Annotated in this window: 19 protein-coding genes; 14 read left to right on the plus strand and 5 right to left on the minus strand. The window is 62.5% G+C overall.

Annotated elements, in window-relative coordinates; all coding sequences use genetic code 11:
- The first annotated feature begins 20 nt into the window (after nt 1-20).
- Complete coding sequence (locus F4X08_07320; protein MYD25608.1) at nt 21-518, plus strand: hypothetical protein; 498 nt, start codon at nt 21-23, stop codon at nt 516-518.
- Nucleotides 515-2,224, plus strand: a complete 1,710-nt coding sequence (locus F4X08_07325; GenBank protein ID MYD25609.1) for a hypothetical protein — start codon at nt 515-517, stop codon at nt 2,222-2,224. The genes F4X08_07320 and F4X08_07325 overlap by 4 nt, the downstream gene beginning before the upstream one ends.
- A 45-nt stretch (nt 2,225-2,269) precedes the next feature.
- On the opposite strand, the gene F4X08_07330 is transcribed toward F4X08_07325, so the two are convergent.
- A complete protein-coding gene (locus F4X08_07330; protein ID MYD25610.1) occupies nt 2,270-3,571 on the minus strand; it encodes a hypothetical protein in 1,302 nt (433 codons plus the stop codon).
- Nucleotides 3,572-3,582: 11 nt separating this feature from the next.
- Between F4X08_07330 and F4X08_07335 the strand changes: the two genes are divergently transcribed.
- Nucleotides 3,583-4,275: a hypothetical protein gene (locus F4X08_07335; GenBank protein ID MYD25611.1), complete on the plus strand. Its 693-nt coding sequence runs from the start codon at nt 3,583-3,585 to the stop codon at nt 4,273-4,275.
- A 48-nt stretch (nt 4,276-4,323) separates the two neighbouring features.
- A complete protein-coding gene (locus F4X08_07340) occupies nt 4,324-5,361 on the plus strand; it encodes a hypothetical protein (protein MYD25612.1) in 1,038 nt (345 codons plus the stop codon).
- Here the strand turns inward: F4X08_07340 and F4X08_07345 are convergent.
- On the minus strand, nt 5,339-6,907 hold the full coding sequence (locus F4X08_07345; protein MYD25613.1) for a hypothetical protein: 1,569 nt from the start codon (nt 6,905-6,907) through the stop codon (nt 5,339-5,341). The two genes, F4X08_07340 and F4X08_07345, sit on opposite strands and share 23 nt — an antisense overlap.
- Before the next feature lie 258 nt (nt 6,908-7,165).
- Between F4X08_07345 and F4X08_07350 the strand changes: the two genes are divergently transcribed.
- The 6 genes from F4X08_07350 to F4X08_07375 all read left to right on the plus strand — a co-directional run bounded on the left by F4X08_07350 (nt 7,166) and on the right by F4X08_07375 (nt 15,719).
- On the plus strand, nt 7,166-8,122 hold the full coding sequence (locus F4X08_07350; protein MYD25614.1) for a nucleotidyltransferase domain-containing protein: 957 nt from the start codon (nt 7,166-7,168) through the stop codon (nt 8,120-8,122).
- Nucleotides 8,123-8,173: 51 nt separating this feature from the next.
- Entirely contained in the window at nt 8,174-11,143 is a 2,970-nt protein-coding gene (gene uvrA / locus F4X08_07355) for an excinuclease ABC subunit UvrA (protein MYD25615.1), read from the plus strand.
- The gene (locus tag F4X08_07360; protein ID MYD25616.1) at nt 11,121-13,688 is read left to right on the plus strand and encodes a DNA polymerase II; all 2,568 of its coding nucleotides are present in this window, start codon (nt 11,121-11,123) and stop codon (nt 13,686-13,688) included. Before uvrA ends, F4X08_07360 begins: the two co-directional genes overlap by 23 nt.
- A 25-nt stretch (nt 13,689-13,713) precedes the next feature.
- On the plus strand, nt 13,714-14,304 hold the full coding sequence (locus F4X08_07365) for a hypothetical protein (GenBank protein ID MYD25617.1): 591 nt from the start codon (nt 13,714-13,716) through the stop codon (nt 14,302-14,304).
- 64 nt (nt 14,305-14,368) lie between these two features.
- Nucleotides 14,369-14,716, plus strand: coding sequence for a VOC family protein (locus tag F4X08_07370; protein ID MYD25618.1), 348 nt, complete (start codon nt 14,369-14,371; stop codon nt 14,714-14,716).
- Between the two features lie 94 nt (nt 14,717-14,810).
- Nucleotides 14,811-15,719, plus strand: coding sequence for a DNA-3-methyladenine glycosylase 2 family protein (locus tag F4X08_07375; GenBank protein ID MYD25619.1), 909 nt, complete (start codon nt 14,811-14,813; stop codon nt 15,717-15,719).
- A gap of 19 nt (nt 15,720-15,738) precedes the next feature.
- On the opposite strand, the gene F4X08_07380 is transcribed toward F4X08_07375, so the two are convergent.
- Nucleotides 15,739-16,110 (minus strand): glyoxalase, encoded by a 372-nt coding sequence (locus F4X08_07380; GenBank protein MYD25620.1) that lies wholly within the window; start codon nt 16,108-16,110, stop codon nt 15,739-15,741.
- A gap of 125 nt (nt 16,111-16,235) precedes the next feature.
- Here F4X08_07380 and F4X08_07385 point away from each other — a divergent pair, with 125 nt between their 5' ends.
- Both F4X08_07385 and F4X08_07390 read left to right on the plus strand, forming a co-directional pair.
- Nucleotides 16,236-18,482 carry a sigma-70 family RNA polymerase sigma factor gene (locus F4X08_07385; GenBank protein MYD25621.1) on the plus strand — a complete coding sequence of 749 codons (2,247 nt, stop codon included), beginning with the start codon at nt 16,236-16,238 and terminating at the stop codon, nt 18,480-18,482.
- Nucleotides 18,483-18,511: 29 nt separating this feature from the next.
- Nucleotides 18,512-19,486 carry a hypothetical protein gene (locus F4X08_07390; protein ID MYD25622.1) on the plus strand — a complete coding sequence of 325 codons (975 nt, stop codon included), beginning with the start codon at nt 18,512-18,514 and terminating at the stop codon, nt 19,484-19,486.
- A gap of 5 nt (nt 19,487-19,491) precedes the next feature.
- Here the strand turns inward: F4X08_07390 and F4X08_07395 are convergent, their stop codons facing one another.
- Nucleotides 19,492-19,794 carry a MoaD/ThiS family protein gene (locus F4X08_07395; GenBank protein ID MYD25623.1) on the minus strand — a complete coding sequence of 101 codons (303 nt, stop codon included), beginning with the start codon at nt 19,792-19,794 and terminating at the stop codon, nt 19,492-19,494.
- Nucleotides 19,791-20,906, minus strand: a complete 1,116-nt coding sequence (locus F4X08_07400) for an exo-alpha-sialidase (protein MYD25624.1) — start codon at nt 20,904-20,906, stop codon at nt 19,791-19,793. Before F4X08_07400 ends, F4X08_07395 begins: the two co-directional genes overlap by 4 nt.
- Nucleotides 20,907-21,188: 282 nt before the next feature.
- Between F4X08_07400 and F4X08_07405 the strand changes: the two genes are divergently transcribed.
- Both F4X08_07405 and F4X08_07410 read left to right on the plus strand, forming a co-directional pair.
- Complete coding sequence (locus F4X08_07405; GenBank protein MYD25625.1) at nt 21,189-21,998, plus strand: hypothetical protein; 810 nt, start codon at nt 21,189-21,191, stop codon at nt 21,996-21,998.
- A gap of 91 nt (nt 21,999-22,089) precedes the next feature.
- A complete protein-coding gene (locus F4X08_07410) occupies nt 22,090-22,494 on the plus strand; it encodes a glyoxalase (protein ID MYD25626.1) in 405 nt (134 codons plus the stop codon).
- The last annotated feature ends 9 nt before the right edge of the window (nt 22,495-22,503 follow it).

Consider the following 22,503-nt stretch of genomic DNA (forward strand, 5'->3'; position numbering starts at 1 on the left):
ACTATAGCACAGTGATCACTATGGCAGAACATCTGGCCAGGATATCGCCGGAATACTGTATCGACATCGAACGGGAGTACCCCTTTCCGGTCGACCGAGTCTGGACGGCCGTCACGACGGCGGTGGGGATCTCGGCCTGGATGAAGTACGAAGCCACGTTGGACCGCCGCCTGGGTGGCAGGATCTACGTGGACTTCAAGTCGGAAGGAAACCTGGAAGGCACGGTCTGCGAATGGGTACCGGAACGGGTGTTTGCCTATACCTGGGGGCTTTCCGTGGTCCGGTGGGTGCTCGAGCCTTGCGAGGGCGGCACACGTCTGCGATTCACGAATTCCCACGTCACGCCGGACATCCTGATGGGATTCTCCGCCGGCTGGCACGCCTTCATCGACCACCTGGGTCCGTACCTGGCCGGGACCACCGTGGAAGACCGGTATGACGATCTCATGGAGGTCTATACGGATCGATACGGCCACCTGGTCGCGGGCAACGACGACTCCGAGGAGAAGAAAACATGACGAACGAGACGACCTCCGGCGCCTTTACCGTGTCCGAGCTTTGCGAGGCGTCGGCCGATGGAGACTTGAAGCGCATTAATTCCATTCTGGCCGTAGCGCCCCACCTGGTGGGTGTGGACACGGCGTCCTACGACGAGCACCGCGCCCTGCACCACGCGGTGATGAACCGCCGGATCGACGCGGTTTCCGCGCTCATGGCCGCGGGGGCCGACCCGCACCAGGGCGTCTATCCCCACCGGGATGCCTCCACGCCCCTGGTCATGGCCCGCGACCGCGGTTTTGATGACGTCGTAGAAACGATCACCGAGGAAATGGAGCGGCGGCGGGAAGCGAACCTCTGCCCGAATCTGACCGTAGCTCCGGAAGTGGTGTGCCTCGCCGAGAAAGTCGCGGATGGCGACGTGGCCGGCGCGATGCGGGAAATCCACGCCGCGCCCGAACTCGCGGAGGCCTGCGACGAAGACGGGAATACGGTCCTGCACCACGCGGCCAGCCACGGTCATCCCGGACTCGTACAGGCGCTGCTGGCGGTCAAGGCCGACACGGGCAAGACCAATCTAGAAGACCGAACTCCCCTCGAACTGGCCGTAGATCAAACGGCCGCTACGGATCGGCGGCGGGCGGAAGGGTGTTTCATGGCCGCCGGTATCCTTATGAGCGCGGGCGCCCCCAGGAGCCTGCGAACGAACGTGATGCTGGGCGACGGGGAAGCCGTGCGCGAGGTCGCCGCGAGTCACCCCGGTCTGTTCGAACCGGATGTTGATACAGAAACCCACTTGCTGGGCGACGCCGTCCGACACAACCGGTACGAGATGGTAGAGCTGTTGCTCGATCTCGGCATGGACCCGAACCAGCGGTACCGCATCCAGTCCCTGGAGGAAGAGACGTACAACTGGGGAGAACCGCTGTGGATCGCGGCCGGCGACGGCCAGCACGATATCGCGCGGTTGCTGCTCGAGCGGGGCGCCGACGCGAACGCCAGCGTCTATGCCTCCGGCAATCCCATGAGCCGCGCCTACAATAACCGGGACGAGCGCATGAAGCTGCTGCTGTACCGGTACGGAGGATCGATGACGCCGGACGGTGCGGCCCTGGAATGCGATACCTCCGCGGCCGTCATGGCGCTGAACCTGCAGCCCGACCTGGTCGAGCAGATCCTGTGGGGCGCCGCCTGCGGAGGCGATCCCAGCGTGGTCGGCGTGTGCCTGCGCAAACTGGACTGGGCCCTGGACGATCCACGGTGGTACAGACTCGTCATCCAGCCCATCGGCATCTGGCCCTGCGGTCCCCATCGGAAGTACCGGGATTTCGATCGTTCCGTTTTCCCGGAGATCCTTCGCATGTTCCTCGATCACGGGGTGGACCCGAACGTGAAGGGCCGGCGCGACACCTCACTCCCGCACTACATCGCGGCCACCGGAAAAGTCTGGGGCGAACCGAATCTGAAAGAGGACGAACGGATCGAGTTCGCCCGCCTGCTCCTCGAATACGGCGCTTCGCTCGACGGCAGGGATACGCTGCTCCATTCCACGCCCCTGGCCTGGGCGGCCCGCTGGGGCCGCGATGCGCTGGTCGATCTCTATCTCGAGCACGGCGCCGATCCGCAGCCCGACGGAGAATCCTGGACCACGCCGATTGCCTGGGCCGAACGGTACGGGCACACGGCCATCGTGGAGCGTCTGCGGCAAGACGGCGCCGTTTCCTGAGCGAGTGCTGCGGCGAGCCGGCGCCATTTCCTGAGCGCCGGTTGCTCACCCTCCTCGAGGACCTGATGGTCTGTCCCGGTCAGGATGCCAGTGTGTGGCGGCGACATGGGTGGTTTCATCTTCCGTCGTGATGTAATAGACGGTCAGCATGGTACCGTCATCCAATTCCGTCGAAATCGGATAGCCCACATCCGCGCCGCCCATACGGGGACGCTTCTCCGGCGGCCACGCACTCGAAACACCACCGCCGTCATCCCGGAGCACATATTCGTGGTCCGTGTCCCAGGTGCGACCGCCGTCCTCGCTGATCAGGGCCCGTATGCCCATCGGGGCCCGGCGATAGCCGTAGGTGCACAGAATACGTCCGTCACGCAGTTTGAGCAGGTGGTTCGGATAGCCCTCGAAGGACGTCTCAACCGGGCGGGTCCAGGTCCTGCCACCGTCTTCCGACCAGACTTCAAGGGTGTAGAACCGGTCCCTGTGAAAGGTACGCTCAACGGCCGCCGGATCCCAGTAACACGTCGAGCGGATATGGCCCAGGACACGGTTCGGCTCCGTCTCCACCAGGGCCCATTCGCTGCCGATACGCGGCACCGCCTCATGAAGACGCCAGGTCTCCCCGTCGTCGCCGGTCCGGAACAGGAGGCAATCGCTCTCGCCCCCGTCGCGCATCGCGTAAACAGGAAACAGCCACGAACCGTCTTCGAGCACAATCCCGCGTGGAAAACCGACCGCGAATCTATAACCCGGCACGGTCCAGGTGCGCCGATCCCAGGAGTGTCCTCCATCCCGGGATCGTATCACCGACAGTCGATATCCCGATATGATCAACTTTCCCGGAAAACGGGACGTGTACGTCTCATCTTCTACGAAACCCAGACCGCGGGCCTCGGCTTCCTCCCGGCGGTCCAGCGTCAACAATTCATGCCCCACCGAACCCACCGCCATCAAGGTGCCGCCGGGTAGAACGCCTGAGAGCCGGTCGTACCGTTCCCGCGGCGATGTACCCGGCCAGTTGGGCGGCAGCATTGGATCTTCCGACGGCGTCCAGGTTCGTCCGTCGTCGCGGGACTCGAGCGTCCGCCAGTCGGCCAGACCGTAGTGATCCCCGAAAGGCGAAGAGATACAGCCGATTGTAAGCCGCCCGTCCGGAAGATGATTCAATACGGGGAACGCGTTGTAGCGTCCTTTTTCTTTCACGACTATACGGTGTTGCATGGTTAACCTTGATGGTGCTAAGATCCTGCGGGAAATGAAGATGAAGCGAGGATGATTTACTGGCGCAAGGCCCATGGTGTCAATATAATTCGGGTGTAACGGCCCACTGCGCTGACACCTGGCGTGCATCAAGGAAGTCCATGGACTGCATTCCCCATCCTCACAGTCTCTCCGAGACGCTGGACCGTATCAACGAACGGCACTTCCTCGGTGAATCGTTCGACCGGACCGAAGCGGAACGCGCCCTGGACTGGCTCGCCGGTCGTTTTGGCGCTGAGTCCGCCTATGCCGGGACGTTCGGCGTTACCGAGCAGGACAGCCGGTCCAAACTCTATACCTTCACGGGTGAGCGACTTCAATCGGCGTCGCTGCGACATATCCACGCCGAAGAAACCTGCCGGGCGATCATCCTGCTGAACCGCCGCGTCGGGCGCGACCGGTTGCCCGAACTCGAGGCGGCAACGTCCAGACTGCTGGGATGTTTCGAGGCGGCGCACTCGAAGGGCAAACCGCGGGGAACGTTCTGCTGCGGTCCCTGCACCGTCTCGCTCTGGCGTCACATGGCCATAGGCGGTTTCGGCGACTACGCCCGTCACCTGGATGAAGGCATCGGCGTACTGGCGAGCCACGCAGACGGGGCGGGGGCGTGGCGCCGGTTTCCCTTCTTCTACACCCTGCTTGCCCTGTCCGAGGTAGATACGCCGAATGCCCGCCGCGCCGTGCTGTACGCCTTGCCGGAGTGCGAGCGCCGCCTGAAGTCCATACGGCGAAATCCCCCATTTGGCGTTCGCAGATACAGAGTGTTGTCCCGGATTCTCGAACAAAACTGTTAGGCACGCACGCATCCACGCATCGAACTGGACGGAAGAGAGGATAGTCAGATGCCCGAATCCCGTGAACCCGTCCCCCAGGCGGAATCGCACGCCGGCGCGGCAATGAAACGACTGAGAACCGCCATCTGGCAGATGGATCCGTCAGGGGTCGAAACAGCCCTTTCCCAGGTGCCTGGCTTGGTGAATGAACCGGCGTCCCACCCGCGCTGGGGAGGTCGTCCGGTGCCGATTCAACTGGCGGCTGAACGAGGGAACACGAAAGTCATCGAAATTCTGTTGTACAACGGTGCGGATCCGAACCACGGCACCGATTCCTATGGAGGCTGGACCGCTCTCCACCTCGCTGCCCACTGGGGGCACATGGAAGCGGCCCGGCTGTTGATAGAAGGTGGGGCGAAGGTCGACCTCCACGCCGCGTGCCTGCTGGATGATGTCAACGCCGTTCGGGCGATGCTGGCGGAAGACCCCGGCGCGGCATCCCGTCCGGGTCTGGGAGGAGAACCGCCTCTCCACGTGGTTGTGTCCGCGGAAACGGCCGGGATCCTGCTGGACCACGGAGCGCGGCTGGATACGGCCGACGGCGATGGCAACACGCCGCTGGGCGCAGCGCTGTCCCGCGGCGAACGTTGTCGCCGTCTGGCGGAGTACCTGATCGACCGGGGCGCGCCGGCGGATCCCTGCCAGCTCGCCGCTCTCGGAAGGACAGACCAGCTCGGCCGGCTTTGCCGGACCGATGCAGACACGGTGGCATTCGAAGGGAAGATCGGGGTTCACGCCGTAGTGGGAACGCCCCTGCACGCAGCGGTGCAGCATGGACGGGAGGAAACGGTCCGGTTGCTACTGGGTTGTGGCGCGGATGCGAACGCCCGGGCGGACTCCGGGCAGAGGCCACTGCATCTGTGCGGAGACGCCGGGATCGCGAAGTTGCTCGTCGATGCCGGTGCCGATCCGGGTGCGACAGACGATGAACACGGCACGACGCCACTGGTTTGGGCGGAAGTGGGGATTGAAATCAACGGTACAACGCCGGAGCGTGAGGCCCTGGTTGCGTACCTGAAGGACATTACGCCGGCACGGACGGACTAGCGGCTTCGAACATCGAGACGATGCGTTCCTTGTCCGGACGCTTCATCCGGCGGGCGATCCCCAGGGGAGACTTGCCCAGTCTATCTTCAAGGGTCGGGTCCGCGCCGCGGTCCAACAGCAGTGCCGCCGATTTCACCATGTCCGCCCGGGGACCCGCCTTCAGCGCGTAGAACAGAGGGGTCTCGCCCTTCTCGCTCCGCCCGTCGACCGGAGCGCCGTTGTCCAGCAGCACCTCCATCACTCCGGTGAATCCAGCCTTGGCGGCAAAGTGCAGGGCGCCGGCGCCACGCAGTACCGTGTCGATCCGGGCCCCCTTGTCCAGCAAGGCCTGCACGTACCGTGGATCGTCCCGCTGGCTGTTGTTCCCCGTACAGGCCGTCCAGATCCATTTTCCATCGGGATAGTTGACATCGGCGCCACGGGCGATAAGCAGGGCGGATTCTTCCTCGTCGAGTACCCATCTGCCGCAGCCGATCCGGGTGGCGTCCGCGCCCTGCTCCAGCACCAGCCGAAGCAGATCGGTCCGCCGTCGACCGGCGGCGTAACGGACCAGTGCCGTGCTGTTTACGCCGACCCCGGCGCCCCGGTCAAACAGCATGCTCGTGACCTCTTCGTGACCGCCGTAAACGGCGTGATGCAAGGGGGTTACGGGCAGCAGGTCGCAGGCGGGGTCCTGCGCGTCGACCAGGCTCGGCGCTGCATCCAGGAGTTCGGATACCCGGTGCCGGTCACCCAGAAAACAGGCGCTGAAGACGTCATACACGGCACCTCGCTCCAGCAGGAACGCGGCCGTTTCGTCTTTCTTCTTGCTCCGCGCGGCACAGTGGGCGGTCATCATAATGTCGCTCGAATGGGCCGACGGAAGGTTTACGTCCACCCCACGGTCGAGCAGCAGGGCCACTACCCCCGTGTGACCCCGCAACGCAGCTTCCGCGAGGATGATCGCGCCGTGACGGGGATCGTTCAGCATCGCCGGATCCTCGTCCAGGCTGCGCTCGAGGGCTTCCGCCTGACCCCTGGCCGCCAACCTGGCGGGCGCTCTCCATCGCTTTTCCCGATAACACCTCATCTCCCAGCCGTGCCGGGCGGGTTTTTGCTCGTTGACGAGACCATGGGCAAGGGGCCGGAGCACGTGCAGCACTTCGGCAACGAGCGGTTCGTCACCGATGTGATCCTGCAGCGAAGCGGTCATGTGGGACAGCCACCGGTCGGCGGATGCCCGGGTGATGTGAATGTGACCGTGCCGGTTTTTTATTCCGCCGTAGGCGTGGTGCCGCGTGTAGCCGGGTTCGCCGCCCATCCACTCCTCCATGAACGCCTTCTGCTTCATGCGTTCGGGAGCCAGCGTACGGGTGAACATGGGACGTAGTTCGGCGTCCTTTTCGATCCGGTCGTACAGGCCGTCGATGACGTCCGCGACCACGGACCGGCCGCCGATCCGTTCGAACAGGGTGGGATCCGGCCGCAACGCGGTTGCGAGCCCGCCGCGGTGGGCCAGCAGGGCCTGGAAACGGGACGAATCGCCGGATGCTGGTGATGCCGGCATTGCACCATCCTCGGACCATGGGATCTCGCCGTACGAAGCTTGAAAATCCCGCAAGGTTGGAATGCGGGTCCTGGCACCTGGTGCAAAGTAGCCGCCGGCGGGCGTTCCAATCAAGGGGTTTCATCGCCTTGCGACTCGCAATTGTGCGTTGACGACGGCACAGGTGCATGTTATATAGAAACGGGCGCATCCACGGACCGGTCGCGGTTTTGCGGTATGCGCTTTATCCTTTTGGATGCCTTTTCCGGGGATACCCAGATGGAAACCACACCCTCGACGGTTGAACGGAAATTCGAGTCGGCCCTCGCGTCTTTCGTAAGCAAGGCGCGGGAAGACCGGCACATCCTGGCGGCGATTCTCTTCGGCAGCCTCTCCGCCGACCGGGTGTGGGAGAAATCCGATATCGACCTGATCGTCGTCACTCGAGACGACAAGAACCTGTTCCGCCGGGAGAGCAGGGATGACGACGAGGTGTCCGAAGGCGCCGCGCTCCTGGAGAACGACGTGTATATCCACGTGTTCATGCAGCCGCGCTCGGCGTTCAGGAAGATGATCGAAGGCGGACTGCAGAGCTCGTTCATGCACTCGGCCCTGGCCCGCAGCCGCCTTCTCTTTACCCACGACGAGACGATCCGAGAACTGTACGACGGCATTCAGGCGTTGCATTCGAGAGACCGCCAGGTCCAGCTCATGCACGCGGCATCGCACGTGATACCCACCCTGTACAAGGCGGAGAAGTGGTTTCACGTCCGGCGCGATCTGCACTACGCGTTTCTCTACATCATGTTGTGCGCGAACAGCCTCGCGAAGATCGAGGTGTTCATGCACGGCCAGCTTGCCGGACGCGAAGTCATCCAGCAGGCGCTGGAACTCAATCCGGAGTTTTTCAACAAGGTGTATACGGACCTGATCGACCAGCCGAAGACCGAGGCAGTGGTGGGTGAAGCGCTCGGCCTGATCGATGCCTATCTCGAGGAACGCCTGCCGGACCTGTTCCAGCCCATTCTCGATTACCTCGCAGAGGAAGGCTCGGCCAGGTCGGTCACGGAGATCGAGACCTGGTTCGACAACCAGATGAATCTCAGGGGTGTTACCACCGTGTGTGAATGGCTCTCGGACAAGGACGTCATTTCCCGGGTATCCAGCCCGCTGCGGCTCACGTTGAAGAGCAACGTGGAGTACGAGGAACTCGGGTTCTACTACTATCGCGGGTGATTCAACTGCTGCCGTGGGCGAACAGTCGCTCAGCAATTCTGGAGCATGGACATGCCCGAAATCCCGGTCCGACCGCAAACATCCGCCGATCCCGTATCGGTCGGTCCGCACGCCGTCGAAAGCGGTGACGGGGCCGGTCCCCGGACGTCGATCCTGGTTCAGGGCGCCCGGGAGCATAACCTCAGGGACATCACGGTAGAGCTGCCGCGCAACCGGATGATCGTGGTAACGGGGCTTTCCGGTTCGGGGAAATCGTCCCTGGCGTTTGATACCATCTACGCGGAAGGCCAGCGGCGTTACATGGAGTCGCTTTCCTCCTATGCCCGCCGGTTCATCCAGCAGGTGGGCAAGCCGGACGTGGACTATCTCTTCGGGCTTTCTCCCGTCATCTCCATCGAGCAGAAGACCGTCGCGCGCAATCCACGCTCCACCGTGGGCACCATGACCGATGTCAGCAGTTACCTGAACCTGCTGTTCGCCACGATCAGCGGCGCCGGCTGTCCCTATTGCGGCCGCGACCTTCCGATCAAGACCGGGGTGCAGATACTCGATGAACTGCTGTCGCTGCCCGAAGGCACCGAAGTGGAACTGCGCGCGCCGGTTTCCCGGATCTATGGCGAGGACCTCGACTTTCTTTTCGCGGAGATCCGGAAGAAGGGGTACCGCCGCATGGTGATCGACGGAAAGCCCGTGGATATCAGCGGCGAAGTCGATGTCGATGAATCCGGTGACTTGCGCATGGAGGTGATCGTTGACCGGTTCGTCCTGAAGCTCGGCGTAGAGAAACAACTGGTCAAGGGGATTCAAAACGCCCTGGTCGCCGGGGATCAGTTCCTCAGGATCCACGTGGCGGCCTGCGGCAGGAAGCGCGACGCCGAACGGTTCTACGCGTCCTTCGGCTGTCCGGAACACCATCTCGCGGTAGGCGACCTGGCGCCGGACTACTTCCAGTTCAACAATCCCTCCAGCGCGTGCCGGACCTGTCTCGGACTCGGCACGTACATGGTCGTGCACCGGGACCTGCTGGTACCGGACAAATCGCTGAGCATACGGGACGGCTGCTTCGTCAAGGACGCCTTTAACTACAAGCCGGATACCTGGTCCGGGCGGGTCATGTACAGCCTTTCGGTGCACATGGGATTCAGCCTCGATACGCCTTACCGTACGTTGCCGCCACATATCCAGGACGTGCTTTTCGACGGCACGCCGGACAAGTTTCCCCTGCTGGCGCCGCCCGATGCGAAGGAACCCGATCACAAGCTGCTCGGGAAGCCATGGGGCTTCGGCGGAATCGGCAAGGGTATCGAGCGGAACTACAAACGGTATCGGCAGAAGCAGGTGGCCAGTTCGGGCATGGAAGCCTGGCTCGAAAAGGTCATGGTGGAGCGGGTGTGCCCCGACTGCAAGGGTTCCCGGCTCAAGGAGACACGGCACCTGTTCCGGATCAACGGCCGCACGGTCCACGATTTCGGGGAGATCAATTTCGACGAACTCCGCGCCGAGTTGGAAGCCATCGAACCCACGGGACGACAGGAACTGGCCGGCCGGCAGGTGATCCGGGAGATTATCGGCCGGCTCGACCTGCTGTTGGGCATCGGCCTGGACTACCTCAACTTCAACCGCCGTGCCGGTACCCTCTCGGGCGGCGAAGCGCAGCGCATCCGGCTTTCCACGCAGATTGGGTCGGGCCTGATGGGCATGCTGTACGTGCTGGACGAACCGAGCATCGGGCTCCATCCCCGCGACAACGTGAAGATGATCCGCACGCTCAGGCAACTGCGCGATCTCGGCAACACGGTCATCGTGGTGGAGCACGACGAGGAAACCATCCGGGCGGCCGACCACATCGTGGAAATGGGACCGGGACCGGGTGTGCACGGCGGTGAGGTGGTGGTGCAGGGAGAGCTCGACGATATCCTGCACTGTGCCGCGTCGCCGACCGGCCAGTATCTCTCGGGCGCACGGACCATCGACACCCCGCAGACACGGCGCGGACCTACCGGAAAGACGCTGCGCATCCTGGGCGCGCGAGAAAACAACCTCACCGATATCGACGTCGAAATACCCCTGGGACAGTTCGTCTGCGTGACCGGTGCATCCGGATCCGGGAAAAGTACACTGATCAACGAAGTGCTGTTCAAGAAGCTGTACAACCAGCTGTACGACAGCCGCGTGCTCGCGGGGGACCACGACCGGCTCGAAGGCGTCGAGTACATCAAGCACGTCATCAACATCGATCAGTCGCCCATCGGCCGGAACGCCCGTTCGAACCCGGCTACCTACATCGGGTTCTACGACCAGATCAGGACGCTCTTCTCGAAGACGGACGAAGCGGTATCCCGCGGATACCGGCCCGGCCGGTTCAGCTTCAACGTGGCCGAGGGACGCTGCGCCGAATGCAACGGAGAGGGCACGATCACCACCCAGCTTTACTTCATGCCGGATGTGGAGGTGCCATGCGAGGCTTGCAAGGGCGCCCGGTACAACCCGGAAACGCTGGAAGTGACCTACCGGGGCAAGACCATCGCCGACGTGTTGAACATGTCCGTCGAAGAGGGGGTCACTTTCTTCGAAGAAAGGCCTTCCATCGCGAAGAAGATCGGGACGCTGGACCAACTGGGCCTGGGTTACCTCACGCTGGGCCAGTCCGCCACCACCCTCTCCGGGGGCGAAGCACAGCGCATCAAGCTGGCGAGCGAACTGGGGAAGCTTCGACGGGGCAGCCATATCCTGTACATCCTGGACGAACCCACCACCGGGCTGCACCTGGCCGACATCGTCCATCTGTTGTCCAGCTTGAACCGGTTGATCGAAGCCGGTCACAGCGTAGTGGTGATCGAGCACCATCTCGACGTGATCAAAACGGCGGACCACATCATCGACCTGGGTCCCGAAGGCGGCCACAGCGGCGGTGAAGTCATCGCCACCGGCACGCCCGAGGAGGTGGCGGGAATCGACGCATCCTACACCGGCCGGTTTCTCCGAGACCATTTGAGCCATGTCCAACGCGCAACCGCATAACAACAACAGCGGGGAGACCGAAGCGGAAGACGTGGGCTACCTGCTCCACGTGTTCCATCGGGCGGAGAACGGCCGGGATGTGATCTGCGGGGTCGGTAAACTCCAGGACGGCCAGACTTTCCAGTTCACGGACGACCGCGTTGCGCCCACACTCTTCGTTCGGGTCTCGGAACAACCTGAGCTCGACTCCCGGATCCGTTCAGACGGGGTTTCCGCCCGGGTGGTCCCATCGGAATACACCACGATGGACGGCGAGCCCGTGGCAGGCATCCAGTTCGAGCGCGTGCGCGATCAGCGCAACCTGGTCAAGAGCCTGGAGGTCCAACAGCCGCGGACTTACGAAGGCGATATCCCCTTCGCCAGGCAGTACCTGATCGGACGAGGCCTTCGGGGTGGGGTGAAGATCAGCGGCGCCTGGACATCCGGCGATCGGGTCGACCGGGTCTACGCCAATCCCGAACTTAAACCGGAATACTGGGAACCTGCCTTCAGCGTTCTGGCCCTGGATATCGAAACGGACCCCAAAGCGACCACCATCTACGCCGTGGGCCTGGTGCTGTCGGGTACGGACGGCGGGATGGACTCGGAAGAAATACACATGGTCGGCGAACCAGCCGACGGGGACCCCTCGCACCTGGTCTGCTGGCCCGACGAGGCGTCGATGCTGCGCGGCCTGTCGTCCCACGTACTCGAAATGGATCCCGACCTGATCACGGGATGGAACCTGGTCGACTTCGACCTGCAGGTCCTGCAGAGACGCTACAGGGACCTGAACGTGCCGTTTCAACTCGGCCGGACCGATGACCAGTCCTGGTACCGGTCCGGGGAGGTCTGGGGCGGAAGCACCATGGTGATTCACGGCCGGCAGATCCTGGACGCCCTGCACCTGCTTCGCGGCACGCTGCAGCGGTTCGAGGACTACCGCCTGGACACCGTGGCCAACGCCATCCTGGGCAGGGGCAAGCTGCTGGAGGACGATGAGGGGAGCTCCCGGGCGGAGAAGATCACGGAGGTCTATCGCGAGGACCGGGCGACCTTCTGCGCCTACTGTCTCGAGGACGCGAGGCTGGTACTCGACATCCTGGAGGCGGAAGGACTGATCAACCTGACGCTGCGCAGGGGCCTGTTGACGGGCCTGCCGCTGGAACGGGCGTGGGTCAGCGTGGCCGCCTTCGACAACATCTACATCAACGCGCTACACCAACGCGGCATGGTGGCGCCGACGACCGGCGTGGACCGCACCCCGGGCGCCGGCGCGCCGGGCGGATTGATCATCCCCGCGAAAGCAGGGCTCTACCGAAACGTCTTCGTCTTCGACTTCAAGAGTCTCTACCCGTCCATCATCCGCACCTTCAATATCGATCCCCTGGCGCATATCGAGGGCCAGGAAACGGCATCGGACGAGACGGGCGCGGTTCCCGGCCGCGAGACCGATCTGGTACCCGGCCGCCAGACGGACACAGTGCCCGGCCGCGTGTCCGACGGCGACCGGAACGGGGGATTTCTTGAAGCTCCCAATGGCGCGCGGTTTTCCCGTACCCCGGGCATACTGCCTTCCATGCTGGAACAGTTTTTCAAGCGCCGCGAGGAGGCCAGGACTACCGGGGACGAACTCGCCTCCTTTACCTATAAGATCGTCATGAATTCCTTCTACGGCGTACTGGCATCCGCTTCCTGCCGCTTCGCCGCGCCTCAACTGGCCGGTGCGATCACGGAATTCGGACACTACATCCTGAAGTGGTGCCGGGATGAGTTGGAGAAAGACGGATACAAAGTGCTTTACGGGGACACGGATTCGGTGTTCGTGGATCTCGACCCGGCGGACAGTCCGGAATCGGACCGGGCCACGGAGTTGGGGCGGAAGGTATGCGACCGGATCAATGCCCGTTTGGCCGCGCACGTGAGGGAACGGTACGGCGTGGCGTCTTTCCTCGAACTGGAACTCGAAAAGTGCTACCACCGGTTCCTGCTGCCTTCCATGCGGGGCGACGTCGAGCGCGGCAGGGCCAAGGGTTACGCGGGCCTGCGGCGTGAGATCGATGGCGACCGCGTTGAAATCGTGGGCATGGAAGCCGTACGGCGGGACTGGACCGACCTGGCCCACCGGCTGCAGGGCGTGCTGCTCGACCGGGTGTTTCACGACGTGCCCGGCGCCGAGATCGAAGAAGAGATCTACAACTGGGTCCAGGAGGTCCGCTCGGGCCGCCGGGACGAGTTGCTCGTCTATCGGAAGAACCTGCGCAAGCCCGTCGAATCCTACACCCGTTCGGTGCCTCCCCACGTCAAGGCGGCCCGGCTCATGGAAAACCCGACGGGTGTCATCCGGTACGTGATTACCCTTGACGGTCCGCAACCGGAGGGCCGGATCACGGCCCCGATAGACTACGGACATTACGTCGAGAAACAGATCCGGCCCATCGTCACGACCGTCGCCAACGCGTACGAACTGGACGTGGAGGCCGCCCTGTCCGGCCGGCTCAGTCTCTTCGGAAACACCCAGAACACCCCGCACTACGAATCGGGACGGCCTGAAGTCTCGTCCTAGGCCGGATTCATGGAAAGGATGGATCGTGCAACGGTATAAATCGGTCGAAGACTACCTGGATGGCCACGTGGAATGGCGTCCCATGCTGGAAAGACTGCGCGCCGTCATGAACGAATGCGAGGTCGAAGAGACCGTCAAGTGGGGTCAGCCCTGCTATACCCATTCAGGCAAAAACGTGGCGGGTATCGGGGCGTTCAAGGAGTTCGTGAGCGTCTGGTTCTTCCAGGGCGCGTTGCTGCGCGACGAACACGGCGTCCTGGTCAATGCGCAGGAAGGCAGGACCAGGGCCATGCGGCAATGGCGGTTTCAGGCGGTCGAAGAGATCGACGAACCGATGCTGCGCGCTTACGTGGCCGAGTCCATCGAAAACCAGCGGCAGGGCAAAGCGATCAAGGCGGAAAGGAAAAAGCCGGTGGAGGTTCCGGATGAACTGGCCGGCGCACTAGCGGAAGACCGAGACGCCGGCGATCGGTTCGATGCGCTTACGCCGGGCAAGCAGCGCGAGTACACCGAATACATTGCCGAGGCCAAACGGGCGGAGACCAGGGCCAGGCGCCTCGAGAAGATCCTGCCCATGATCCGGACCGGCCACGGACTCAATGACAAGTACAAGTAGTAGCATGTACCACAAAGTAGCATGAACCGCAGCAACACGCACCACAACCAGAGAGGAGCGCGCCATGGCGAACCCCGTCATGCATTTCGAGATCGGTTGCAAGAATCGAGAAGAAACCCAGGCCTTCTACGCCGGCCTGTTCGGGTGGAACATGGAGTCCCATGAACATGCCTCCATGATCGACACCGGGGAAGATGAAGGGATCAACGGTCATATTTCCGCCCTCGGTCACGAGCCGCACAACTATACGCTGGTCTATGTGCAGGTGGACGATCTGGACGCCTACGTCGCGAAGGCCGAGGCACTGGGTGGAGCCTCCATCGTACCTCCAACCGAAGTGCCGGGCATGGGCCACTTCGCGTGGATTGCGGACAACGAGGGAACGTTCGTCGGACTGTGGAAGCCCCTGTAATTGTAGTTCGCTACTTTGTTTTCCGGCGGAAACACGTCTTTCAGAATGACCGTAACACCAACGTCTGCAAGGAGTTAACTAGACCATCAGAAACTTGGTCCATACCGTCGCGGACAGCGGTACGATCATCGATTTCGAATCCACGCTCGATCGATACCGGCGGTACGGCACCGACCTTGCCAACCGGTTCGAAGCGGGCGTCTTCAGCAAGGTGGTCCGTACAGCCGGGGGACCGTGTCTTCTGTCCCTGTACCGCGTCGAAGACCGGATCGAATTGCGCCTGATGCCCGGGGACGGGGCTGCCAGATCGGGTTCCTCGGCGACCGACGAGGCGATCGCGGCAGCCGGGAAGATCCTGGGCCTGTCCTTCCCTCTGCAGGCCTTCTACGCGTTCGCGTCGGAGGACCCGGTCCTTGCCGACGCAGTTGAGAACCACTACGGCCTGCGTCCCAATCTGCAGGTCGATCCCTTCGAGATGATCGTGTCCTCGATCACGGCCCAGCAGATCAACCTGGGGTTTGCCTATACCGTGCGGAGCAGGCTCGTAGCCGAATACGGCGAACCTCACGTGTTCGGCGGCGAAACCCACTATGCCTTTCCGACGCCCGACAGGATGGCGGAAGCGGTGCCCGGCGATCTGCTGCCGTTGCAGTTCTCGAGACAGAAGGAACGGTACATCCTGAACCTGGCGCGGTCCGTTCGGGAGGGCGAAATCGACCTGGCCGGGCTCGCGGAGAAGGACGACGCGTCGGTTGAACGGGAATTGACGGCCCTGGTGGGGATCGGGCGTTGGACGGCGGACTGGTTTCGCGCACGTTACCTGGGCCGGGGCAACGTCATCGCCGCCGGCGATCTCGCGGTCAAACGGTCCATCGAGCGGCACTACTTCAACGGAGAACGCGTTTCCGAGGAGCAGATCCGAGAATTTGCGGTACGGTGGGGCGATTTCGCGAACCTGGCCGTACAGTACCTCCTGGCCGATTACGGTTCCGGCGGGACCTGATCCTCCGCGAAAAGAAAGGTCAGTCCGGATCCTGGGCGATGTGCCAGAGCACGCCCGCCGGATCGATCAGGTGGATCTCGCGAAGCCCCCAGGGATAATCTGTGGGCTTCCTGGCGCGGGCCCCCTCGTATCGCGCCACGAGGTCTTTTCCCACGATCAGCTCCCACCAGGCGTCCAGGTCCGACACTTTCAGCTGCATCATGAAATTGTCCGCCCACTCCTTCTGATAGTAGTTCTGAAGGAAGAAGCTGAATCCCTCGATGCGCATCTCCTTCACTTCGTCCGCGGCCCAGGCCACTTCGAATCCGAGGTCCTCGTAGAACCGGGTAGAATCATCGTAGTCTTTAGACGGGACGAAGACCCGGAGCGCGTTCACTTTCAGGTTATGCATGGAGGATCCCTCCTCTTGCTCGACTATCCAAATGACATTGTAACACCTGGCCCATTGAAAGACACTATGGTAATGGAGAATGGACGGAAGGCGCAAGTCGCCGGTTACCGCTTCGACGGTTCGATATGACCAACGAACTCAAACAACACATTCGGGTTTCAGCCGACCGATCTCTACCCCATGCCGAACGCAGTACCGCTTTCGGTGAGGTGGTAGCCAACTTCCAGGACATGGCCTTCGGCTACGCGCTGGGCCTTCTGGGAGAACGGCACCTGGCGGAAGATGCCGCTCAGGAGGGATTCATCGCCGCCTGGCAGCACATCGAGTCGCTTCGCGAGCCGGATTCGTTTCCGGCCTGGCTGAGGCGGATCATTCAGTGGCAATGTTTCCGGTTCAAGAAACGCGATAACCACCGGTTCGTGCCCATGGTGGATGACATCGAGGCGGCCGTGGAAAGTCCCCTGGACCGGGCGGCACGCAGGGACATAAGCCAAATAGTCCGCGGAGCGGTGGAGGCATTGCCGGAAACACTGAGAGAAGTAACGGTGCTACGGTATATTGGAGACTACTCAGCGCCTGAAATCGCAAATTTCATGGGATTGAAAGCAGGCACGGTGCGCAAAAGGCTGTTCGAAGCACGGAGCAAGTTGAAACCGAGTCTGCTTCGCACTTTGTCAAGCGAACTGAACGGTCACGCGCCGTCTGCAAATGATATCTTCGGAGACCGAGTTATGCATTGGATACGACCCGATTTCACGAGCGAGCAAGGTCATTTCATGGATGGCAAGCCGAACAAGGTCTGGGACATGTTGCTGGCCTCGGTGGAAGGCGATCTTGCCAGGATCGGGTCGCTGTTGCAGGAGGATCCAGGCCTGGCCAACTGCAACTGGGCGTATTACCAGCCCCTGCACTTCGCCGTCCGGGAAGGTCACACGGAGGCGGTCCGTCTGTTGCTCGAACACGGCGCGGATCCTTCGTCGGCATCGGGACTGGATTATCACGTGCCGCCGCTCGAACGGGCCAGGGACCGTGGGTACGACGAGATCGCCGGTCTTCTGACGGACGCCATCGCGTCCAGGTACAGTGCGCCGCCCGTGGGCGAACGTGCCTGCGAAGTAGTCCGTCAAGGCGATCTGGAGGAAGCCCGGGCGTTGTTCGAGGCTTCTCCCGAGTTGATCAACGCCTCGGACGAGCGCGGCAACCGTCCCCTCCACGAGGCCGTGGAAGAACACAACCTGGAAATGACGGCTTTGCTGCTGGACATGGGGGCCGAACCGGATCCGGTCAGGTGGGATGGAAGCAAACCGCTGCACGTGGCCGTGTTTCGCGCGCGCAAGTCCAGGGGAGGCCTGAATCCGTTGTTGACCGGATACCTGATCGCAAGAGGAGCGAACTACAGCATGACGGTCGCGTGCGCCCTGGGGGACGAACGGCGCGTTGGAGCACTCCTGGCACAAGACCGAAACCTGGCCAACGACCAGGATACCTGCGGACACTCCCCGCTGTTCAGCGCGGCGTCACAGGGATACAACGACATCGTGCAGCTTCTGCTGGACCACGGCGCTGATCCCAACGCACCGGAACACAACGCGCCAAGGGGACACGCGCTGTACGAAGCTGTGGCCGGCAATCACCTGGAAACGGCAAAACTGCTGCTCGCTCACGGCGCCGATCCCAACGCTCCGGTTGAATCCAGCGGCGTGCCACTTTCACAGGCCCTCGGCCAGGGAAAAAACGAGGAGATGGTAAACCTTCTCTATCAGCACGGGGCGACGGCCGACATCAGCATGTACGTGCTGTTGGACAATATCCCCGTGGTCGGCGAACTCCTCGGCGCGGACCCCGGTCTGGCCAATTACGGCGGCGATTACGGGGTGCTTTGCATGGCGGCCGGCTTCGCACGCAGGGAGATCATCGAAATGTTGATCCGGGCGGGTGCGGAACTGAACCGGCCCTGGTACGCCAACAACTACATGGGGTACGCGTTCCGGCGGCGCAAGGGATGGCACCTGGACGGGCGCGCCCTGACCCCCAACGACGATATCCTCGACATGCTAAACCTGTTCTTCGACCATGGCGCCGATCCCAACAACGCCAACTGGCACGGTGTCACCTACCTGCACAAACTGGCGGTGATCGGCGACGTGGAGAAATCCGCCCTGCTGCTGGACCGGGGCGCATCCATCGAGGCCGTGGACGACGAGTGGCGCTCCACCCCGCTGGGATGGGCCGCGCGCTGGGGACACCGGGACCTTGCGGCGTTCCTGCTGGATCGGGGCGCGGATCCCCGTGGTGGCGGTGCGGAGTGGGCGACCCCGCTGGCGCGGGCGGAGAAAGCCGGGCACCAGGAAATCGTCGAGATGTTGAAATAGAACGGATTACCAACGAAGCGTAATCGATCATGCCACAAACCGAAAGCCTGGCCGAAGATCACGCACTGGGCGAGGCCATCGTACGCAATGACCTGGCCGCCTTCGAAACGGTGATCACCTCCAGACCCGAACTGGTGGAGACGCCCGGCAGCTGGATCGATCGCCGAGGCAGGGAGCGGCCGGTCAAGCCCCTGATGCTCGCCGACATGCTGGCGCGGGTCGACATGACGACGCGACTGCTACAGACCGGCGCCGACATCCATGACCTGGATGCTTCGCTCTTCGGCTGTTGCGAGGGCCATGACCTGGCACACCTGCGGCGGTTGCTGGCCGTCGGCGTCGACCCGAACGACGCACGGAACGAAGGGTGGGACTGCGACGTGCTGTACGGTTTCCTGCAGACCTATACCCGGTCGAGCCCGGACCGTTTACACACCTGTATAAACCTGTTGATCGACCATGGCGCCGCTTTTGAAGACGGTCCGGTCATGGACATCCACCGGGGAGACCTGGATACCCTGGCGGCCCGTCTCGAGGTGGACGAACAACTCGTTACGTCCCGTTATGCCCTCGACTACGGCAATCACCTCACCCTGCGGGGAAGTACGCTACTCCACGTGGCCGTGGAGTTTCACGAACTGGACGCGATAGCCCTGCTGCTGGAACACGGGGCCGATCTCGACGCACGGGTGTCCATCGGACGGAACGGCGTGGGAGGCCAGACGCCCCTCTTTCATGCCATCGGCACGAACCAGGGGACGGGCTTTCACGTATTCGAACACCTGCTGGACCTGAAACCCGACCCGGCTGTGAAGGCCTTGATCCAGTCGAACCCGGGCGACAACCATCTGGTCATGGACTGTATTCACAAGGGTGCAGATCACTTCTTCAAGGAGGTGCTGGAACTGACGCCTCGAGGATACGCGGAGAGGTTCGCGTCAGGTCCGGTCTGGAGAGAAACGAGCCGGGAGTTGGCGTTATTGATGGAGCTCGGCGCGCCTTGATGCCGCTACCCGCCGGCCACCGAACCGACGATACGGTAGGGCTCCTCGCCTTGCGCGATGGCTTCCGGTACCGGCGCGTCGGGCGATTCGAGGGAAAGGTCCCGCCCGCAACCAAAGAACCGCACGAGGGGCCGGCGGCAACCCGATCCGTAATCCCGGACCGTCCCACCGAGTTGAGGAAAGCGCGCTTCCAGTGCGTCCAGGATCTTGCGCTGGGTCACGACCCCACCGGCGATCTGCAGGATGACTTCCTTGTCCCGGCAGCCCGCCAGGTTCCGCAGGTGATAGGGCAGGACGACGCGTATCATGGGAGGGTCTGGACTTCGACGGACATCACCGGCGGGAGATTCTCCACGATGGAGCCCCAGTGGTCGCCGCCGTCGGGGGATACGTAGACCGTGCCACCCGAAGTCCCGAAGTAGATCCCGCATTCATCGAGCGTATCCACGTCCATGGCGTCCCGAAGAACGTTGACGTAGCAGTCTTTCTGCGGCAGTCCTGAGGACAACGGTTCCCATTCGTTCCCGCCGGTCCGGCTCCGGTATACGCGCAGGTGGCCCTCATCCGGGTAGTGCTCGGAGTCGCCCTTCATCGGGACGACGTAGATCGTCTCGGGTTCGTGGGCGTGCACGCCGATCGGAAAGCCGAAGTCGCTGGGCAGGTTGCCGCTCACATTCGTCCAGGAATCACCACCGTTGTCGCTGCGCATGATGTTTCTGTGGCTTTGCATGAACAGCGCGTCCGGATGGGATGGATGCATGGCGAGTCGATGGACGCAGTGGCCCACCTCGGCCTCGGGTTCGGGCATGTAGTCGGAATGCAGGCCCTTGTTGATCGGCTGCCAGGACGCACCGCCGTCCAGGGTCCGGAACGCGCCGGCCACGGAAATGGCGACAATCATCCGGTTCGGATCGCCCTTGTCCAGCAGGATGGTGTGCAGGCAGAGCCCGCCCGCGCCGGGATGCCAGCCCGAACCCGAAGGGTGGTTCCTCAGGCCGGCCAGTTCCTGCCAGGACCGGCCCCCGTCCGTCGAGCGGAAGAGCGCTGCGTCCTCGACGCCCGCGAACACCGTTTCCGGGTCGGAGAGCGATGGCTCGAGGTGCCAGACCCGCTTGAATGCCCATGGGCGCGGGTTGTCGTCGAAATCGAGGTGGGTGCCCACCTCTCCCTCGTAGGTGAATTCGTTGCTCACCGGGTCCCAGCTCTTTCCGCCATCGTCCGATTTCTGCACCAGCTGCCCGAACCAGCCCGTGCCCTGGGACGCATAGAGGCGATCCGGATTGATGGGGGATCCCTTGATGTGGTAGACCTCCCAACCTCCGAAATGCGGACCGTCGACGCTCCAGTCTTTTCGGGCGCCGTCCGATGACAGAATAAACGCCCCTTTCCGCGTGCCCACCAGCACCCTGACCGTTCCCATAATCGCTCCTGTTCCGTGCCCGCAATCCACCTGGATTCCTGGCTTCCCATGCTCGCAATACGCTTGAATACCCAGCCCCGGTATATGGTATGATAATGTAGGTATGGGCCCGGTATGTGTCAACATCTCGCCCATCGGTTCTGTTAGCCGGAATCAGCCAAAATCTGTGGCGTCCTGGCGGGGCCATTCGTACATTATCCTGATTCAGGAAACATACATCCTATCCAACACGCGGGGTCGAATATAGTGCCTGAAGATCATCGTCGGAACGGACATGTGGACGTGGCTGGTTTCTTCGAAACCATTCGAACCGGAAACCTGGACGAAGTAGTCCGAAACCTGGATGCGCATCCCTGGCTGGTTGACGTGATCAATCCCGACCGCGGCATCAACGAACGCCAGCCGCTTCACTGCGCCGCGGGTCACGGGCGGCTGGATATCGTGAAGGAGCTCGTGGCGCGGGATGCCGAGATACATCCCTACACGCCGTACCACTATCCGCCGGTGATCGTGGCGCACTGGGAAAAGCAGGAGGAAGTCAGGCGCTATTTCCTGGAGGAGATCCCGCATCGGGCGGCGGGTACGAACGGGCTCGGCGTCGGGATCGTAATGGCGGCACGCTGCGGCTGGGTGGAGATCGTGAAGGAGCATACGAAGCGGGATGCCCTGGCGGTTTTTCAAAGGGGGCCGATATTCGAGACCGCACTTCACTGGGCGGCACACAATGATACGATCGAGGTGGTCAGCGTCCTGCTGGCAGCCGGCGCGGACGTGGAAGCGGACGAAACCGGCCTGTACGGCGGCAAGCCGCTGCACTGGGCCTCGGAGCATCAGCCGGAATCGGTGCGCGTGTTGCTCAATCACGGCGCCGACGTCAATTCGCGCAACCTGCAGCCAGGTGACTACTTCGGCAGAACGCCGCTGATCATGAACGCTTCGCAGGACGACGACTGCCACGAAGTGACGGAATTGCTTGTCGAAGCGGGGGCCCATATCCACGCGACGGACGGTGCGGGTAGAACGGCACTGGATCATGCCGATGAGGGGCGAAGAACGCGCATCGCGGACGTACTAATGCGGTCCGGTGCGTGAATCGGTCTTACGTGGACTGGCCGCTTGAAACGCGGTTTGCGGTGCCCGCAATTAAACCATCAGAAATGATGCGGATCCATGGAGGTAGAAAATGCGAATCGAAATGACGGGCGTCTTTGTAAACGACCCCATCGAAGCGCACGAGTTCTACACGAAGATCCTGGGCTTCAAGGAGATCATGTTCGTGCCCGAGGCCAGTCTCGCCATCGTAGCTTCTCCCGAGGAACCCGACGGCACAACCCTCCTGTTGGAACCCAAAGGAACCGAGTGGTCCCAGGTTTACCACAAGGAACTCTATGAATCCGGGATGCCGTCCATCGTGTTCTCCGTGGACGATATCGCTTCCGAGTACGAACGGTTGAAGAAGCTGGGTGTCCGGTTCAGCGTGGACCCGACGAAACAGGACTTCGGCATCCAGGCCATTTTCGACGATTCCTGCGGAAATTTCATTGCGCTCGTGGAACTGAATGAAGGCGCCTGGGAGACCACGCCCTGAAGGGAGTAA

The organism is Gemmatimonadota bacterium, assembly GCA_009841265.1.
Taxonomy (GTDB): Bacteria; JAAXHH01; JAAXHH01; order JAAXHH01; family JAAXHH01; genus JAAXHH01.

Excerpts from the sequence above, each read along its gene's own strand:
- F4X08_07370 (MYD25618.1), top strand. The coding sequence starts at position 14,369 with ATGGCGAACCCCGTCATGCATTTCGAGATCGGTTGCAAGAATCGAGAA.
- F4X08_07345 (MYD25613.1), bottom strand. The coding sequence starts at position 6,907 with ATGCCGGCATCACCAGCATCCGGCGATTCGTCCCGTTTCCAGGCCCTG.
- F4X08_07360 (MYD25616.1), top strand. The coding sequence starts at position 11,121 with ATGTCCAACGCGCAACCGCATAACAACAACAGCGGGGAGACCGAAGCG.
- F4X08_07395 (MYD25623.1), bottom strand. The coding sequence starts at position 19,794 with ATGATACGCGTCGTCCTGCCCTATCACCTGCGGAACCTGGCGGGCTGC.
- F4X08_07400 (MYD25624.1), bottom strand. The coding sequence starts at position 20,906 with ATGGGAACGGTCAGGGTGCTGGTGGGCACGCGGAAAGGGGCGTTTATT.
- F4X08_07380 (MYD25620.1), bottom strand. The coding sequence starts at position 16,110 with ATGCATAACCTGAAAGTGAACGCGCTCCGGGTCTTCGTCCCGTCTAAA.
- F4X08_07410 (MYD25626.1), top strand. The coding sequence starts at position 22,090 with ATGCGAATCGAAATGACGGGCGTCTTTGTAAACGACCCCATCGAAGCG.
- F4X08_07320 (MYD25608.1), top strand. The coding sequence starts at position 21 with ATGGCAGAACATCTGGCCAGGATATCGCCGGAATACTGTATCGACATC.
- F4X08_07385 (MYD25621.1), top strand. The coding sequence starts at position 16,236 with ATGACCAACGAACTCAAACAACACATTCGGGTTTCAGCCGACCGATCT.
- F4X08_07325 (MYD25609.1), top strand. The coding sequence starts at position 515 with ATGACGAACGAGACGACCTCCGGCGCCTTTACCGTGTCCGAGCTTTGC.
- F4X08_07335 (MYD25611.1), top strand. The coding sequence starts at position 3,583 with ATGGACTGCATTCCCCATCCTCACAGTCTCTCCGAGACGCTGGACCGT.
- F4X08_07350 (MYD25614.1), top strand. The coding sequence starts at position 7,166 with ATGGAAACCACACCCTCGACGGTTGAACGGAAATTCGAGTCGGCCCTC.
- uvrA (MYD25615.1), top strand. The coding sequence starts at position 8,174 with ATGCCCGAAATCCCGGTCCGACCGCAAACATCCGCCGATCCCGTATCG.
- F4X08_07330 (MYD25610.1), bottom strand. The coding sequence starts at position 3,571 with ATGCACGCCAGGTGTCAGCGCAGTGGGCCGTTACACCCGAATTATATT.
- F4X08_07390 (MYD25622.1), top strand. The coding sequence starts at position 18,512 with ATGCCACAAACCGAAAGCCTGGCCGAAGATCACGCACTGGGCGAGGCC.
- F4X08_07340 (MYD25612.1), top strand. The coding sequence starts at position 4,324 with ATGCCCGAATCCCGTGAACCCGTCCCCCAGGCGGAATCGCACGCCGGC.